This window comes from Nocardia pseudovaccinii, from assembly GCF_050942345.1.
In the GTDB taxonomy this organism is placed as follows: domain Bacteria; phylum Actinomycetota; class Actinomycetes; order Mycobacteriales; family Mycobacteriaceae; genus Nocardia; species Nocardia pseudovaccinii.
The window spans coordinates 1,005,575-1,019,889 of sequence record NZ_CP192074.1 but is presented as its reverse complement, the minus strand read 5'-3'; the positions used below and the strand labels follow the sequence as shown (position 1 = coordinate 1,019,889).

Genomic DNA, 14,315 nt, shown 5'->3' with positions numbered 1-14,315 from the left:
TCGGCAATAATTGCCCCCATGGCAATCCTCCCCATCGTGATCGTCGGTGACCCGGTTCTGCACAATCCGACCGAGCAGGTCACCCAGACGCCGGAGGAACTGGCCGAGCTGATCGCGGATATGTACGAGACGCTCGATGCCGCCAACGGCGTCGGACTGGCCGCGAACCAGGTCGGCGTGCCGCTGCGGCTGTTCGTCTACGACTGCCCCGATGTCGGCGCCAACGGCTCGGCCGTCCGACGCAAGGGCGCGGTGATCAATCCGGTGCTGGAGACCTCGGAGATTCCGGAGACCATGCCGGATCCCGATGACAATGACGAGGGCTGCCTGTCGGTGCCCGGTGAGCAGTTCCCCACCGGCCGCGCCGAATGGGCGCGCGTCACCGGAACCGACGAGCACGGCGAACCGGTCGAGATCGAGGGCAAGGGTTTCTTCGCGCGCATGCTGCAGCACGAGGTCGGACATCTCGACGGATTCCTCTATGTGGATGTGCTGATCGGCCGCAATGCCCGCGCGGCCAAGAAGGCGATCAAGCGGAACGGTTGGGGCACACCGGGACTCAGCTGGATTCCGGGTACCGTGCCCGACCCGTTCGGACACGATGACTGATCCTGCGGGTGATTCGTTACTGCCCGATATCCAGTTGGGTCGGCGCGTGGTGCTGCGGTACCGGTTGCCTGCGGGTTATCCACAACCGCTCACAGATGTGATCGGGGAACTGGTTTCGCTGGATCCGCCTACCGTGCGAGCCGCGGACGGGCAGGTCGTCGCGGTCGCGGTGGATCGCGTGGTCGCGCTGAAAGCGTTGGGGCCGAGGCCGATTCGCACCAGGGAGATTCGGGCGCTGGAAGCCGCGGCGGCCTACGGCTGGCCCGGTATCGAACAGGGTTGGATCGACGGCTGGCTACTGCGGGCCGGAAACGGCTATACCAACCGCGCCAATTCCGCTGTGCCGCTTGGCAGCTCGGACGGTCCGGCGGCGCTGGGCGCGGATACGCTGCAACGGATCGGCGAGTGGTACACCGCGCATGGGCTGCCGGTGCAGATCGCGCTGCCGGATCGGCTCGCTTCGCTGCCGCCGGGCTGGCGGAGTTGGCGGGAAACCAAGCTGCTGGCGATCGATATCGAGAATTTCGTACTGCCGCAGGGACCACGGATGGTGCGCATCGTGCCCGCACCCGATGACGCCTGGTTGTCGATGCACCGCTACGGCGGCGAAGATCCTGCGACGCAGCCTGTTTCGACGCCGCCGGTGGTGCATGTGCTCACGGCCGTGCACGACGGCGAGGTGGGTTTCGCCTCGCTCGGATTGCCGCAGCCCATCGCGATCGGCCGCGGCGCACTCACCACCGCGCCGGACGGCCGCCGCTGGATCGGCCTGACCTGCGTCGCGGTGGCGGCCGAACACCGCAGGCACGGACTGGGCTCGCTGATCTGCGCGGAGCTGATCCGCTGGGGCGCCGACCGCGGCGCCACCCATGCATACCTCCAGGTCGAGGCCGAAAATATTCCGGCCCTCGCGATGTATCACCAGTTGGGCTTCCTCGACCACCACACCTACCGCTATGCCGCACCGGACGGCTCTCGCTGAACCTACTTCTCCTGCGGTACAACAGACCTATAGCCCATTGCGAAGGAAGGCATCCGTGCGTCTCGCGACCTGGAACGTCAATTCGATCCGCTCCCGCCTCGACCGGGTGGCGGACTTTCTCGACCGCCAGGACATCGATGTGCTCGCGATGCAGGAAACCAAATGCCGCGACGACCAGTTCCCGTTCGAACGCTTCGACGAACTCGGCTATGAGGTCGCCCATATCGGGTTGAACCAGTGGAACGGTGTCGCCATCGCCTCCCGCATCGGCCTCGACGATGTGGCGGCCGCGTTCCCGGACCAGCCCGGCTTCGACAAGGATGCGGCCGAATCGCTGATCAGCACCCCGATCGTGGAATCGCGCGCACTCGGTGCGACCTGCGGCGGAGTGCGGGTGTGGAGCCTGTACGTCCCCAACGGCCGCACCCTGCACGACCCGCACTACACCTACAAACTGGAATGGCTTGCCGCCCTGCGCGCCAACGGCGCCGAGTGGCTCGCCGAGAATCCGGAGGCACAGATCGCCCTGGTCGGCGACTGGAATATCGCCCCGACCGACGACGACGTCTGGTCCGTCGAATTCTTCGCCGACAAAACCCATACCTCCCAACCCGAACGCGACGCCTTCAACGCCATCGTCGAAACCGGCTTCGCCGACGTCATGCGCCCCTACGCCCCCGGCCCCGGCGTCTACACCTACTGGGACTACACCCAACTGCGCTTCCCCCGAAAAGAAGGCATGCGCATCGATTTCATCCTCGCCTCCCCCGCACTCGCTAACCGCGCAGTGGACGGGTTTGTCGACCGCGAGGAACGAAAAGGCAAGAGCCCCAGCGACCACGCCCCGGTGATCGCCGAATTCACCGACTAGGGAGCGGAATTCTCAGCGCTGCGGCAAGCTCCTCGAACTCCGCTGTCGTCATGAGTGCTTCTCGGGCGACGGCCACACACGGACAATAATGCGCCGAGCGTCGCGGCACAGGTGCTTTCATCACCCCACACCCGCGATCACACATGTTTGGTGACGAGCAGCCTGTCGCCGGACCCAGCCGCCGCGCAGGCGGTGATGACGCACGGCGCGCGGGTCTCGAGTCCTTCGGACTAGGGGTTCATCTCGTAGGTACCGGCGTGGGCTCGTGCCTGTGTGAGTACCTGGTCGAATCGCGGGCGGGAGGGGATCGGGCGGCGGACGAGGTCTAGAGCTCGGGTCTGTTGGGACTTGGTTGCGGTGGGTTTGGTGTGCAGGGTCAGGGCGTTCTTGGAGAATTCGCGGACGAAGACGTCGAAGAGTTGGTCCAGCACATCCGTTGTGGTGCCTTCGATTTCGGCCTGCTCCAAGATGAGCTGGGCGTAGGGCACCGCGGTGAACAGTTCGCCTATGGCGAAGAGGAAATCTACATCGCGCTGTTGTGCCGGGGTCGGTGCGGCGGCGGCCAGGAGAGTCTGGAAGGCGAGGGCCTGTTCCAGGAAGAGGGCGACGTTCGGTACGTGCGCGAACTTTTCGAAGACCGGGCGCCAGTCGCGGAAGCGGATTCGGCCGAGGCCGCTGCTCGGGCCCTGCCGGAACAGGAATTCGTCGTCGGCGGCATCGCGGCGGGTTGGCACGGGATCATAACTGGCACTGGCCAATTCGGCGCGCAGTTTGGGCACTGCCGCACCGGCGCGCGGGGTGAGCTTGCGGCTCGACCAGCTCAGCGCACCGGAAACCGCCCGAACCGTCCCCTTGGGCGCGACACCCGTACCGGGCAGGTAACGCAGCGCGACCAATCCGGCATCGGCGGGATGGAACATGTAGTTGGCCATGAATTTCAGCGACAGCGCCATATTCACATGCACGGTGCCTTCTAGCCGCGGCAGTCCGAAGAGCCCGAGCACAGCCATCGGGAAGTACATATCGTTTTCGAAACCGCGGGCCGCGATGACATCCGCGAGATCCTCGGTGATCCGCTGTCCCTGCCGGGTCACGGTCATTTTCTCGATCGCATTGAACAGCAGGTAGCGGCGGTCGTCCGGGGATGCGCAGCGCATGTAGTCGATGGCGCGCTCGCTGTAGAGCTTCATACCGAGCAGCCGCGCGTAGGAATCGGCCAGCAGCGATTGCACCTGCGGGAACTCGGTTACCCGGTGCCCGAACAGGATTCGGTTCTCGGCGTGGGTGATCGCCTCGTAGAAGGCGTGTTCACAGGCGCCGACCGCGCCGAATCCGAGATTGAACTTGCCTACATTGACCGTATTCATCGCGGCGTGGAAAGCATCCTCGCCGCGATGCAGGATGTCCTGCTCGGCGACCGGATATTTCTCCAGATCGAAGGCCGCCACATACATCTGGCTGTCAACGACATTGCGGCGCAACTTGTAGTTCTTGTGTTTGCTGTCCGCAACGAAGAACAGATACCCCTCGTAATCCTCCTGCGTCGGCTTGCTTTCCAGCGCCTTCGCGCTGTCGATGATGGGTTTGTCGGCCCGGCGACCGAATACCGACACCATCCCGGCCAGATTGCCGTTGCCGATGTAATGCTTACTGCCGGAAGCCGTATAGCCGCCACCAGGCTCGGGTGTGAGCACCATATCCGTCGAGTAGACGTCCGCGCCGTGTTCCTTCTCCGAGAGTCCGAAGGCGAAGATCTCACCGGAATCCAGCAGCGCGGCGGCCTTCTGCTTTGCGGCCTTGTTCTCGCTCTGCCAGATCGGGCCGAGCCCCAGAATGGTGACCTGCCAGACGTACCAGTAGGACATGCCGTAGAAGCCGAGAATTTTGCTCATCATCGCGATCCGACCGGTATCCCAGCGCTTGTTCGGATCGCCATTGGCCTCGGCCGCCGGGGTGAGGAAGGTGGCGAAGACCCGCTCCCGCTTCACGAAATCGAGGAAGTCGGCGTACCAGATCCGCTCCCGATCGTCGTGCTTCAGCGCCGCTTTCCCCCTGGCCTCGAACCACTCCACGGTGGCGCGCAGGAGCCTGCGGGTCTCCGCGTCGAACTCGGCGAATTCGCAGGTCTTCGGGTTGAACAGGGTTTCGGTCATCGATGACTCCTCATTGATCGGACAATGAACCCGGCACTTCATTCGCGACTGTAGCATTATTGTTCGCTGATGTAGGAATTTGATCTTCAGGCCCGGTACCAGGGCGAACCCGGTGAGTAACGCTGATATCTTGGTGCCCATGGGTAGCGAGACGGCCGTGCAGCCACGGCAGCGGGCACAGCATCTCGGCCCCGAGCGGCGTCGCCCCCAGGTGCTCGACACCGCGCTGGCGATTGCCGTCGAGCACGGCGTCGCGGCGGTCACCATGGCCGCGATCGCCGATCGGATGAATGTGACCCGACCGGTGGTCTACGCCTGCTTTCCGGATCGCGTCGAGTTGATCGAGGCGCTCATCCAGCGCGAGGAGAGCTTCCTGGTCGGCGGACTGCTCGAGGTGCTGCCGCCCCGGGATGTCGACGCGGGCGAGACCGTATTCGTCGACGGCTTCCGCGCACTGCTGGAGAAGGCAGCCGAGCGACCGGATGCGTGGCGGCTGCTCTACGGCAATCCCGATCCGGCCGTAGCGGATTCGTTCGGGCGCGGTCGCGAGCTCGCCATCGAGCGCTGCACCACGCTGCTGCGACCGACGCTGCGCGCGTGGGGAACCGAGGACGCCCAGCGCAAGTTGCCGGTGCTGGTCGAGCTGTGGGTGTCCGCGGGTGAAGGCGCGGTGCGCACGCTGCTGGCGGGCGAGGGCGGGTGGGATCCGCAGAGCCTCGGGGCCTTTGTCGGGGCGGCCGTGTACCGCGCATTGCGTCACGCCTGACAATTGTTCAGCACTTCACCCCATCGCTAGGCGAAATGCCGCAGAAGGCGGCAGAGGACCGACAAAATGTCCACCGTACCGGCCGTTCCGGCACTACGATGGAAGCAAATCCAGCGGTCCAGCCGGAGGTGCGGTCATGGCGTTCTATCGGCAGGTGGGAGCGGTGCCGCCGAAGCGGCACACCCAGCATCGAGACGACCGGGGACGGCTCTACTACGAAGAGCTGATGGGCGAGGAGGGCTTCTCCGGCGATTCCTCGCTGCTGTATCACCGAGGCCTGCCGCCCGCCATCGTCGATTCGACGGTATGGGAGCTGCCGGACCAGACCCTCACCCCGAATCATCCACTGCGCCATCGACATCTGCGCCTGCACAACCTCTTCCCCGGCGATACACCGGCGGGAACCGATCCGGTTACCGGCCGTCGACTGCTGCTGGGCAATGCGGATGTGCGGATCTCCTATGTGGTAGCCAAGGGTGCCTCACCGCTGTACCGCAATGCCATCGGCGACGAGCTGGTGTACGTGGAATCCGGTGCGGCCGTTGTCGAAACGGTCTTCGGCACCGTCCCCGCGCGGCAGGGCGACCAGGTGCTGATTCCACGCGCGACCACGCACCGCTGGCTACCGAGCGGCCCGGAACCGCTGCGCGCGTATGTGATCGAAGCAGCCAGCCACATCACGCCGCCGAAGCGCTATCTCTCGAAATTCGGTCAGCTGCTGGAACATTCGCCGTACTGCGAGCGGGATCTGCACGGGCCGGGGGAACCGCTGGTCGCCACCGGAACCGATATCGAGGTGCTGGTGAAGCATCGACCCGGCGGTCAGGTGGTCGGTACGCGGATGATCTATGCGACGCACCCGTTCGATGTGGTCGGCTGGGACGGCTGCCTGTATCCGCTCACCTTCAATATCGCCGATTTCGAACCGCTCACCGGCCGGGTGCACCAGCCGCCGCCCGCCCATCAGGCATTCGAGGGGATCAATTTCGTGGTGTGCAATTTCGTACCGCGCAAGGTCGACTACCACCCGCTATCGATTCCGGTGCCGTACTACCACTCCAATGTCGACAGCGACGAGATCATGTTCTACTGCGGCGGAAACTACGAGGCACGCAGGGGTTCCGGCATCGGGCAGGGTTCGGTATCGGTACATCCCGGCGGTTATGCGCACGGTCCGCAGCCGGGCGCGTATGAGCGCAGCATCGGCATCGATTTCTTCGATGAACTCGCGGTCATGGTCGATACCTTCCGACCGCTCGAACTCGGCGAAGGCGCGCTGGCCTGCGAGGATCCCGGATATGCGTGGACCTGGTCCGGTCGCGGACCGCAGTCCGACGGACACCGGCAACCGAATCAGCGCCCGCACGCGAATCAGCGCCGTGGGCCCGCATGAAGACCCGCATCGAGGTTCCCGACAACACCCTCTTCGGTCCGAACAATCTTCCCTACGGCGTCTTCGCGCCGGAGGGCCAGGACTTCCGGGTGGGCGTGCGACTCGGCGAGCAAGTCATCGATCTCGCCGCGGCACTGGAGGATCCGGTATTCGCCGAGCCGAGCCTCAATGCCTTCATGGCGGCAGGGCCACGTCGATGGCGGGAGGTGCGCAACCGGATCCGCGAGCTGATCGATGACGAAATACCCAGGGAGGCCGTGCATCTACTGCACGATGTGCGCACCAAGCTGCCGGTAGAGATCGGTGATTATGTCGACTTCTACGCCAGCATCGACCACGCGACGAACCTCGGCAGGCTCTTCCGCCCCGATGCCGAACCGCTGCTGCCCAATTGGCGGCATCTGCCGGTCGGATATCACGGACGCGCGGGCACCGTCGTCGTCTCGGGGACCGAGGTCGTGCGGCCGCACGGCCAACTCCGAACCACCTCCGGCACACCGGCTTTCGGACCTTCGCGACGTCTCGATATCGAAGCCGAGCTCGGATTCGTGGTCGGAGTCGGATCCGAACTCGGCACACCCATCGACATCGACCAGTTCGCCGAGCACGTCTTCGGCGTCGCGCTGGTGAACGATTGGTCCGCACGCGATATCCAGGCCTGGGAGTACCAGCCGCTCGGACCGTTTCTCGGCAAGTCCTTCGCGACCTCGCTCTCGGCCTGGATAACGCCGCTGGCCGCCTTGGAGACCGCCCGCATTCGGCTGCCGAAGCAAGAACCCGAGCCGCTGCCCTACCTGCGGGGCAGCCAGCGGTGGGGACTCGATATCGACCTGGCCGTGCACTGGAACGGCCAAACCGTCTCGCATCCACCGTATTCCCGGATGTACTGGTCACCGGCGCAGATGCTGGCCCATCTCACCGCGAACGGCGCTGCCACGCGCACCGGCGACCTCTACGCCTCCGGCACCATCTCCGGATCGGAACCGGACCAGCGCGGTTCGTTCATCGAATTGTCCTGGGGTGGAGCCGAACCCGTCACGGTGAACGGGCTGCACCGGACCTTCCTGGAGGACGGCGACGAGGTAGTCATCACGGCATCGGCCCGGGGTGCGAATGCGCGGCGTATCGGCCTCGGCGAGGTCCGCGGGCGCATCTGGCATGCGCGCGAGTGAGATTCAACGCACGGCAGTACGTGCGCCCGCGTCGACAACGGCGATGAACCGCTGCAGATCCTCGATCAGCGTATCGACCGTATCGGGCGCGCCACCGTCGTCATGATGGTGCAGCCAGTCCGCGACGAGTTCGAACATGCCGCCAATAGTCGCCAGCGCCAGAGCGATTCGCTTGCGCTGCGCCTCCGGATCCGATGCCGCCGCGCCCGACCACTGCTGATCGAGAAAGGCGGCCGACCAGCGCCGATTACCGCGCCGTTGCCTCTCCACCGCGGGTGAGATGCCGCCCGCCTCGCCGAATGTCACCTTGGCCAGCCGCGGATCATCGGCAATGGCGTGCACGAAGGCCGCGATAATGGCCTGTGCGCGCTGCGGCCATGGCAGTTCGGCGGAGGCGGTGGCCGCCTCGATAGCCCGCTGCTGAATCTGCTCGGTGATGTGCGTGAGCAGCGCGACGTAGCACGCTTCCTTGCTGTCGAAATGATCGTAGAAACCCTTGGTCCCGACGAACGCGCGCTGACAGATCTGCTCGATCGACGTACCCGAAAAGCTTTGCTCGGCAAATAGTTCGGTGGCCGCGTCGAGCAGTTGGCTGCGCCGTTGCGCGCTGCGCTGCTCGGCATCGAGACCACGGATGCGGCGCCGCGCCGGAGTCGGATCGGGCCGCGCGGCGGATTTGCTGCGGGTCATACCTCGACCATAGCCGGAGCAGTTTCAGAAAGACTTCTTGTTGGTAATAGGAAGTCGTGTTGTAATCACTGTCACGTCGATGAGGAAGGGACAGACGTGGCAGTGATCGATGAGGATCCGATACGTCGGCGCGGATTGCGCGTGGTGGCCGCGCTGGTATCAATGACGATGGCATTGCTGGTCGCAGGCGTCACGACCACGCCCGCCACCGCTGTGCCTGTGCCGCAACAGGATTCGTTCTATCAACCGCCGGAGGGCTTCGAGACGCAGGAACTCGGCACGATTCTGCGCTCGCGCGAGGTGCAGCTGGCGGTGCTGACCGTACTTCCGCTGAGCGTGCGCACATGGCAGCTGCTCTACCGCAGCACCGATCTGTTCGGACAGCCGACCGCCGCCGTCAGCACCGTGATCCTGCCCGCGGGCGCGGATCCGAACCGGTCGCGTCCGCTGGTCTCGCTGCAGTTCTACTACGACAGCGCCAGCATCGCCTGCTCGCCGTCGTTCGTACTGCAGCAGGGCGCCGGGCTGCCTGGCGTCGAAGGCATCCACTCACAGAGCGAGCTGATCGCGATCGCCGCACTGATCAGCCAGGGCTGGGCCATTTCGGTGCCGGACTACGAGGGCCTCGACGGACATCTCGCGGTAGCCGAAGAGCCTGGATATATGACCCTCGACGGCATCCGAGCCGCCGAGCGATTCGAACCGCTCGGCCTCGACGGCGCGAATACCCCGGTGGCGCTGTGGGGTTATTCCGGCGGCGGCATGGGCAGCGGCTGGGCCGCCGAGATGCAGCCGAGCTATGCGCCGGAGCTGAACGTGAAGGGTGCCGCGCTCGGTGCGCCGGTTTCGGATGTCGAATCCCTGCTGCACGTCAACGGATCCATGTTCTCCAGCCTCATCGGCATCGGCGTCTCCTCGCTCTACAACGCCTACCCCAAGTTTCGCGAGGCGACCGATCAGTATCTGACGCCCGAGGGCAAGGCACTGATGAACCGGACCAACTCACAGTGCCTGCCACGCAATGCACTGACCCAGATGTTCACCGATTACCAACGGATTCTGACGATTCCGATCGCGCAGTACCTCGCGCTACCGGAAGTCCGCGAGGTATTCGACGCGACCGTCCTCGGCAAACACACCCCGACCGCGCCGCTGTTCATCTACCAGGGCGTCCTGGACGAGGCCGTCCCGATCTGGACCACCGATCGCCTGAACCAGCAGTGGTGCGCGGACGGTGCGTCGATCGTCTACAAACGCGACCACCTCAGCGAACACCTGAGCCTTCCATCGCTCGGCATGGCCGATACCTTCAACTGGCTGAAGTCCCGCCTGGCTCCCGATGCGCCGGATCAGGTCGGCTGTCGCACCGAGAACGTGGTTTCCATGCTCGCCGATTTCAACGCCCTGCTCACCCAGATAGAGATCAATTTGAACGCCACCTTCGGTGCCCTCGGTTTCCCGATCGGCCCACGCGAACGCTGATCACGCAACTCCCTCGGCACCAATTTGTGCGAATCCACTCCTGAGCGGCGGATTCTTCGTGTACCTTCCAAGGGAAGCCCCGGACCACCAGTTGGTCCGGGGCTATCGCCATTTTTACGACACGACCGGCAAATACACCTGTGCGCCGTGGTCGGCGAATTCAGCGGACTTCTCCGCCATGCCGGCTTGCAGCGCCTCCGTCTCGGTGAGCCCCTGGCGCGCGGCGTATTCCCGCACATCGGCGGAGATGCGCATGGAGCAGAACTTCGGTCCGCACATGGAGCAGAAGTGAGCGGTCTTGGCGGGTTCGGCGGGAAGGGTTTCGTCGTGGTACTCGCGGGCGGTATCCGGATCGAGGGAGAGGGCGAACTGGTCGCGCCAGCGGAATTCGAACCGCGCCTTGGACAGCTCGTTATCCCGGTCCTGGGCGTGCGGATGACCTTTGGCGAGGTCAGCGGCGTGCGCGGCGATCTTGTAGGTGATCACGCCGACCTTGACGTCGTCGCGGTTGGGCAGACCAAGGTGCTCCTTGGGCGTGACATAGCAGAGCATCGCGGTACCCGCCTGGGCGATGATGGCCGCGCCGATGGCCGAGGTGATGTGGTCGTAGGCGGGTGCGATATCGGTGGCGAGCGGGCCCAGGGTGTAGAACGGCGCCTCCTCGCACAGCTCCTCCTCCAGCCGCACGTTCTCCACGATCTTGTGCATCGGCACGTGCCCCGGGCCCTCGATCATGACCTGCACGCCATGTGATTTCGCGATCTTGGTCAGCTCACCGAGCGTGCGCAGCTCGGCGAACTGGGCCTCGTCATTGGCATCGGCGATGGAGCCGGGGCGCAGGCCGTCACCGAGGGAGAAGGTCACGTCGTAACGCGCCAGGATCTCGCAGAGTTCGGCGAAGTTGGTGTACAGGAACGACTCCTGATGATGCGCCAGACACCATGCGGCCATGATGGATCCGCCGCGCGAGACGATGCCGGTGACCCGCTTGGCGGTCAGCGGCACATAGCGCAGCAGCACACCGGCGTGCACGGTCATATAGTCGACGCCCTGCTCGCACTGCTCGATCACGGTGTCGCGGTAGATCTCCCAGGTGAGCGCGGTCGGATCGCCGTTCACCTTCTCCAGCGCCTGATAGATCGGCACGGTGCCGACCGGCACGGGCGAGTTGCGCAGGATCCATTCGCGCGTCTCGTGAATGTTCTTGCCGGTGGACAGATCCATGATGGTGTCCGCGCCCCAGCGGGTGGCCCACACCATCTTCTCCACCTCCTCCGCGATCGAGGAGGACACGGCCGAATTGCCGATATTGGCATTGATCTTCACCAGGAACTTCTTGCCGATAATGGTCGGCTCCAGCTCCGGATGCTTGTGATTGGCCGGGATGACCGCTCGACCGGCGGCGACCTCGTCACGCACCAGCTCCGGCGTGACGCCCTCGCGCGCGGCGATGAAGCGCATCTCGGGGGTGATGATGCCCTGCCGCGCCCAGGCCAGCTGGGTCGGCGGACCGTCGACCCCGGGTTTGGTCCAGCTGTCGCGCAGCTTCGGTAGCCCGGCCTCCAGATCGATGGACGCCGTGTCATCGGTGTACGGGCCCGAGGTGTCGTAGACGTCGAAGTGCTCGCCATTGGTCAGATTGATCCGGCGCACCGGAATGCGCAGGTCATCGACCTCTTGGTAGTGCTTGACGCTGCCTTCGATCGGACCGGTGGTCACGGAATCTACAGGTGTGCCCATGATATCCTCCCTACGCCGGCATTACCCGGTCAGGTTCATACGGTCGACGGCCCTGAACGCCCGAATTGGGCTAGCCGTCCTCTCAGCCCGCTGGTGCGAGCCCCCGTTGGTGTGTGAAATTTTCCCGCCCGACGATACCTTTCCACGTCCGCGCCCCGCCCGGCGATCGGAGGAACATACAGCGAAGCGCCCGAGGCCCGACCGGGCGCCGGTACATTCCTCAGGGTGAAATTCATCCTGGAGGTAGATCTGGATGCCCTGCCCGACGGCGTGGCCGCGCCGGCCGATCTCGCCGATGAGCTCGGCCGGATCCTGCGCTATTGGGGCGGAAATATGAAGCACTACCAGATCACCGAGGGTGACAGCTCCGCGATCTACAACTCCGGATACCGGGAGGTCGGCTCCTGGCAGATCAGCTGACCTTGCCCTCGTAGGCGTCCCGCATGCCCTGCAGGTCGATCTTCTGCATACCGAGCATCGCCTGCGTGGCGCGGTTCGCGGCCGCGCGGTCGGTACTCGTCAACAGGGTGTCGGCTTCGACGGGCCAGATCTGCCAGGGAATACCGTATTTGTCGTTGAGCCAACCACATTCGATCGGCTGGCCGCCGTCGGCGAGCAGTGCCGTCCAGAGCCGGTCGACCTCGTCCTGGCTGTCGCAATTCACCAGCAGTGACATGGCGTGGGTGTAGTGGTAATCGCCGCCGCCGTTGATGGCGGTGAACTTCTGTCCGTTGAGTTCGAAGTCGACGAGCATCGTCAGCCCGGCTTCGCGCGGACCCACCTCGGAGTAGGGCACGACATTGGTGATCTTCGAATCCTCGAACAGCGAACAGTAGAACTCGGCGGCCTCCTCGGCCTGGGTGTCGTACCAGAGGTTCGTGACGATTTTCTGCATGGTGGTCCTCCCGATCGGTGTGCCTGTATTAGTGCCGACGGTGCTGGCGGACGGAATTCATCGCCCGTCAGTAGGACTGGAGCTCGATCAGGGTACCCGCTGGGTCGCGCAGGTGGGCTGTGCGCAGGTTCGGACCCCAGTTCGGTCGATCGGTCGCGGCGGCGGCCAGGGTCGCGCCGTTGCGCAGGCACAGGTCGAGGCCCGTGTCGACGTCGGGCACCCGGCAGACGAACATCACGGCATCCTGCGCGGGTGCGGCGGTGACGGGCAGATCGGTGGTGCCGACGACTTCGGACATCGCGCCGCGATCGAAGAGCACGAGTACCGCTCGGTCGTCGACATCCCAGTTCGCGTAGGGGCCCGCCGCGGTGCCTTTGATCAGCTTCGCGCCGATGAGCTCCGGGAGGACGGCGTTGTAGAAGTCGAAGCATTCGGCGAAACGGGTGACGAGCAGTCTCGAGTACAGGGCGTCCACGCTGTCTCCTTATTAGTAGGTGTATACCTATCGTAGGTTCTATCCTATAATTCTTCGCATGGACTCCGCGCGTGCACTTCCGCCGAGCCTGCTCGGCCTCGAGACCTACCTGCTGTCGCGGGTGGGCAAGGTCGCGCGGGGACGGTTCGCCGATCGGCTTGCGGCGCGCGGGCTTCGGCTGTGGCATATGGCGGTACTCGCCGCGCTCGCCGATTTCGGGCCGCACGCGCAGCGCGATCTGGGCATTCGGCTCGACATCCATCCGAGCGATGTGGCGAAGATCGTCGACGAATTGGCGAGTGCCGGTCAGGTCGAACGCACCCGCGATCGCGCCGATCGCCGTCGAATGTCGGTGCGGATCACCAGGACCGGCCGGGCCCTGCTGCGTGCCCTCGAGAATGAGGCGCGGCAGGTGCGTGACGAGATCCTCGGCCCACTCGGCCAGGAAGAGCGAATTATGCTGTCGGACATGTTGCTTCGGTTGTTCGAGCACACGCACCCGAACTCCGGCGCGGACTGACCCCTCGTCGGCCCGCGCCGGAGATCGTCAGTCCGACTCGGCCTCCGGGCGCAAAAGCACATTCAGGTCGATCGCGATATGCCGTCCGATCATCAACTCCGGCGCCCGGATACCGATTTCCCGCCGGTCCAGCACGGCATGGGCGAACAGCCGGACGGTGTCGTCGGGACCGAGGACGAATCTGGTTACGGTGCAGATGAGTTCGACCCGTCGTCCGCGCACCTGTGCCGTCCCGGCGACTCGCCACTCACCAGCCGGATCCGTGATGTGGTCGGCGGTGAACGTCATCAGCGGATACCGGTCCAGATCGAGCAGGCGGCGGGCACGCAGATCCCGGTCGCGCCGGGCATGCCCGGTGTCGATCGCACCCAGATCGACCGTGCCGGTGACGGTTTCGGGCCTACCGCCGGGTCCGGTGGTCAACCGACCGTCCCGGATCGGCGTCCGGCCGTAGACGGTGCGGCCGAAGTTGGCGACGGTGAATTCGGCTCGGCTGTGCGCCGGATCGACCACCCAGTGTCGTTGGCCGCGTTGCAGCTGTGGCTCGACGAGCAGTGTCCACGTCAT

Annotated in this window: 15 protein-coding genes and 1 riboswitch; of the genes, 9 read left to right on the top strand and 6 right to left on the bottom strand. The window is 64.9% G+C overall.

Annotated features, from left to right (window positions below; translation table 11 throughout):
- Positions 1-18 precede the first annotated feature (18 nt).
- Genes ACQPZ2_RS04665 through ACQPZ2_RS04655 form a run of 3 tightly spaced genes read left to right on the top strand, consistent with a single transcriptional unit; the run spans position 19 to position 2,462 of the window.
- Entirely contained in the window at positions 19-609 is a 591-nt protein-coding gene (locus ACQPZ2_RS04665) for a peptide deformylase (protein WP_357476583.1), read from the top strand.
- The gene (locus tag ACQPZ2_RS04660; protein WP_433524455.1) at positions 602-1,591 is read left to right on the top strand and encodes an N-acetylglutamate synthase, CG3035 family; all 990 of its coding nucleotides are present in this window, start codon (positions 602-604) and stop codon (positions 1,589-1,591) included. Before ACQPZ2_RS04665 ends, ACQPZ2_RS04660 begins: the two co-directional genes overlap by 8 nt.
- Positions 1,592-1,646: 55 nt before the next feature.
- A complete protein-coding gene (locus tag ACQPZ2_RS04655) occupies positions 1,647-2,462 on the top strand; it encodes an exodeoxyribonuclease III (RefSeq protein ID WP_433524454.1) in 816 nt (271 codons plus the stop codon).
- 230 nt (positions 2,463-2,692) lie between these two features.
- Here ACQPZ2_RS04655 and ACQPZ2_RS04650 read toward each other — a convergent pair whose 3' ends face one another.
- A complete protein-coding gene (locus ACQPZ2_RS04650) occupies positions 2,693-4,615 on the bottom strand; it encodes an acyl-CoA dehydrogenase (protein ID WP_433524453.1) in 1,923 nt (640 codons plus the stop codon).
- 139 nt (positions 4,616-4,754) lie between these two features.
- Here ACQPZ2_RS04650 and ACQPZ2_RS04645 point away from each other — a divergent pair, with 139 nt between their 5' ends.
- The 3 genes from ACQPZ2_RS04645 to fahA all read left to right on the top strand — a co-directional run bounded on the left by ACQPZ2_RS04645 (position 4,755) and on the right by fahA (position 7,946).
- Complete coding sequence (locus ACQPZ2_RS04645) at positions 4,755-5,381, top strand: TetR/AcrR family transcriptional regulator (protein WP_433524452.1); 627 nt, start codon at positions 4,755-4,757, stop codon at positions 5,379-5,381.
- Between the two features lie 136 nt (positions 5,382-5,517).
- The gene (locus ACQPZ2_RS04640) at positions 5,518-6,774 is read left to right on the top strand and encodes a homogentisate 1,2-dioxygenase (protein WP_433524451.1); all 1,257 of its coding nucleotides are present in this window, start codon (positions 5,518-5,520) and stop codon (positions 6,772-6,774) included.
- The gene (gene fahA / locus ACQPZ2_RS04635; RefSeq protein ID WP_433524450.1) at positions 6,771-7,946 is read left to right on the top strand and encodes a fumarylacetoacetase; all 1,176 of its coding nucleotides are present in this window, start codon (positions 6,771-6,773) and stop codon (positions 7,944-7,946) included. Before ACQPZ2_RS04640 ends, fahA begins: the two co-directional genes overlap by 4 nt.
- A gap of 3 nt (positions 7,947-7,949) precedes the next feature.
- Here the strand turns inward: fahA and ACQPZ2_RS04630 are convergent, their stop codons facing one another.
- Positions 7,950-8,636: a TetR/AcrR family transcriptional regulator gene (locus ACQPZ2_RS04630; RefSeq protein ID WP_433524449.1), complete on the bottom strand. Its 687-nt coding sequence runs from the start codon at positions 8,634-8,636 to the stop codon at positions 7,950-7,952.
- 96 nt (positions 8,637-8,732) lie between these two features.
- Here ACQPZ2_RS04630 and ACQPZ2_RS04625 point away from each other — a divergent pair, with 96 nt between their 5' ends.
- Positions 8,733-10,118, top strand: a complete 1,386-nt coding sequence (locus ACQPZ2_RS04625) for a lipase family protein (RefSeq protein WP_433524448.1) — start codon at positions 8,733-8,735, stop codon at positions 10,116-10,118.
- Positions 10,119-10,232: 114 nt separating this feature from the next.
- Here ACQPZ2_RS04625 and thiC read toward each other — a convergent pair whose 3' ends face one another.
- Positions 10,233-11,858, bottom strand: coding sequence for a phosphomethylpyrimidine synthase ThiC (thiC, locus tag ACQPZ2_RS04620; protein WP_433524447.1), 1,626 nt, complete (start codon positions 11,856-11,858; stop codon positions 10,233-10,235).
- Positions 11,849-11,975, bottom strand: a riboswitch (TPP riboswitch). It overlaps the preceding gene by 10 nt.
- A 108-nt stretch (positions 11,976-12,083) precedes the next feature.
- Between thiC and ACQPZ2_RS04615 the strand changes: the two genes are divergently transcribed.
- Positions 12,084-12,278: a hypothetical protein gene (locus ACQPZ2_RS04615; protein ID WP_433524446.1), complete on the top strand. Its 195-nt coding sequence runs from the start codon at positions 12,084-12,086 to the stop codon at positions 12,276-12,278.
- On the opposite strand, the gene ACQPZ2_RS04610 is transcribed toward ACQPZ2_RS04615, so the two are convergent.
- Both ACQPZ2_RS04610 and ACQPZ2_RS04605 read right to left on the bottom strand, forming a co-directional pair.
- On the bottom strand, positions 12,271-12,753 hold the full coding sequence (locus tag ACQPZ2_RS04610; RefSeq protein ID WP_433524445.1) for a VOC family protein: 483 nt from the start codon (positions 12,751-12,753) through the stop codon (positions 12,271-12,273). The genes ACQPZ2_RS04615 and ACQPZ2_RS04610 overlap by 8 nt on opposite strands.
- A 67-nt stretch (positions 12,754-12,820) precedes the next feature.
- Entirely contained in the window at positions 12,821-13,228 is a 408-nt protein-coding gene (locus ACQPZ2_RS04605) for a hypothetical protein (RefSeq protein ID WP_433524444.1), read from the bottom strand.
- A gap of 58 nt (positions 13,229-13,286) precedes the next feature.
- On the opposite strand from ACQPZ2_RS04605, the gene ACQPZ2_RS04600 reads away from it, so the two are divergent.
- Positions 13,287-13,748 carry a MarR family winged helix-turn-helix transcriptional regulator gene (locus tag ACQPZ2_RS04600; RefSeq protein WP_433524443.1) on the top strand — a complete coding sequence of 154 codons (462 nt, stop codon included), beginning with the start codon at positions 13,287-13,289 and terminating at the stop codon, positions 13,746-13,748.
- Between the two features lie 27 nt (positions 13,749-13,775).
- Here ACQPZ2_RS04600 and ACQPZ2_RS04595 read toward each other — a convergent pair whose 3' ends face one another.
- Positions 13,776-14,315: a YceI family protein gene (locus ACQPZ2_RS04595; RefSeq protein ID WP_433524442.1), complete on the bottom strand. Its 540-nt coding sequence runs from the start codon at positions 14,313-14,315 to the stop codon at positions 13,776-13,778.

Coding starts and splice junctions, on each gene's coding strand:
- ACQPZ2_RS04665 (WP_357476583.1), top strand. CDS start 19: ATGGCAATCCTCCCCATCGTGATCGTCGGTGACCCGGTTCTGCACAAT.
- ACQPZ2_RS04660 (WP_433524455.1), top strand. CDS start 602: ATGACTGATCCTGCGGGTGATTCGTTACTGCCCGATATCCAGTTGGGT.
- ACQPZ2_RS04650 (WP_433524453.1), bottom strand. CDS start 4,615: ATGACCGAAACCCTGTTCAACCCGAAGACCTGCGAATTCGCCGAGTTC.
- ACQPZ2_RS04645 (WP_433524452.1), top strand. CDS start 4,755: ATGGGTAGCGAGACGGCCGTGCAGCCACGGCAGCGGGCACAGCATCTC.
- ACQPZ2_RS04640 (WP_433524451.1), top strand. CDS start 5,518: ATGGCGTTCTATCGGCAGGTGGGAGCGGTGCCGCCGAAGCGGCACACC.
- fahA (WP_433524450.1), top strand. CDS start 6,771: ATGAAGACCCGCATCGAGGTTCCCGACAACACCCTCTTCGGTCCGAAC.
- ACQPZ2_RS04630 (WP_433524449.1), bottom strand. CDS start 8,636: ATGACCCGCAGCAAATCCGCCGCGCGGCCCGATCCGACTCCGGCGCGG.
- thiC (WP_433524447.1), bottom strand. CDS start 11,858: ATGGGCACACCTGTAGATTCCGTGACCACCGGTCCGATCGAAGGCAGC.
- ACQPZ2_RS04610 (WP_433524445.1), bottom strand. CDS start 12,753: ATGCAGAAAATCGTCACGAACCTCTGGTACGACACCCAGGCCGAGGAG.
- ACQPZ2_RS04600 (WP_433524443.1), top strand. CDS start 13,287: ATGGACTCCGCGCGTGCACTTCCGCCGAGCCTGCTCGGCCTCGAGACC.
- ACQPZ2_RS04595 (WP_433524442.1), bottom strand. CDS start 14,315: ATGACGTGGACACTGCTCGTCGAGCCACAGCTGCAACGCGGCCAACGA.